We start from the raw sequence: 1,055 nt of genomic DNA, 5'->3' as shown, positions 1-1,055 counted from the left end.
GGGCTAGAGCGTTTCAGGTTTTGACGGAAGCGTATCCGGCGTTTGCGAAGTAGTTTCTGCATTCGTTTGGTTCGATAGTTGATACGAGGTGGCCGATGTGTCGCCACGTGTCATCGATTGTTCGCTTCTGGGCGGCTCGCATCCAGTGTTTGATCTTGGCGAAGGCTTGTTCGATCGGGTTGAGGTCGGGTGAGTATGGCGGCAGATACCAGAGCCTGGCGCCTGCGGAGCGGATCATCTGCCGGATGGCGGCCGACTTGTGAGATCCGAGATTGTCCATGACGACGATGTCGCCGGGCTGGAGCACTGGCACGAGCTGCTGCTCGACATAGGCGCGGAAACTCTGGCCATTGATCGGCCCATCGAAGACGCAAGGGGCAGCAAGACGGTCAAGCCGCAGAGCGCCGAGGAAGGTCAACGTGCGCCAGTGGCCGTGCGGGGCGAAGCCGCGCAGGCGCTTGCCGCATGGTCCCCAACCCCGCAGCGGCGCCATGTTGGTCTTGATCCAGGTTTCGTCGATGAACACCAGCCGTGTCGGATCGAGACCCGCCTGCCAGGAGCGCCAGCGTTGCCTTCGCCGCGCGATGTCAGTGCGGGCCTGCTCAAGGGCGAACAGCGTTTTTTTTGAACCGCAACCCCTCGCGCCGCAGGAAGTGCCACACCGTGTCGTGCGAGACCTTCACACCGCGCGCCGCAAGTTCGTCCTTCAGTCCATGCAGCGACAGATGCGGCGTCTGGTTGATCCGTTCCACGATGAAGGCTCGGTGCGGCTCCAGGATGCGCTTGCGATGGCCACCCATCTTGCCCGGCGCTACAGACCCGCTCTGGCGGTAACGCTGCGACCACTTCACCGCCGACGAGACTGCAACGCCAAAGCGGGCAGCAACCGCACGGCAGCTCTCGCCTGCTTCGATTGCTCCAACAACACGCTCACGAAGATCGTTCGAAATGGCAGCCGTCATCTGATGCTGGCCTCCGATCCAGCCAGCATCTTGAATCACAAAACCGCTCTCACGGGAATCCCCCAGATTCAGTCAAAATCTGAACCGCTCTAG

The 1,055-nt window shown here is 61.3% G+C and carries 1 protein-coding gene; it reads right to left on the bottom strand.

Translation table 11 applies throughout. From position 1 onward, the window contains the following. Positions 1-13 precede the first annotated feature (13 nt). Positions 14-962, bottom strand: a protein-coding gene (locus CN311_RS31670) for an IS630 family transposase (protein WP_097577490.1) whose coding sequence is annotated in 2 segments (ribosomal slippage) — positions 14-625 and positions 627-962 — 948 coding nt in all. Because the reading frame shifts where the segments join, the coding sequence is not laid out codon by codon here. Positions 963-1,055: the final 93 nt, after the last annotated feature.

The sequence above is a fragment of the Mesorhizobium sanjuanii genome, assembly GCF_002529485.1.
Taxonomy (GTDB): Bacteria; Pseudomonadota; Alphaproteobacteria; order Rhizobiales; family Rhizobiaceae; genus Mesorhizobium; species Mesorhizobium sanjuanii.
This window is presented reverse-complemented; position numbering and strand designations above follow the sequence as displayed.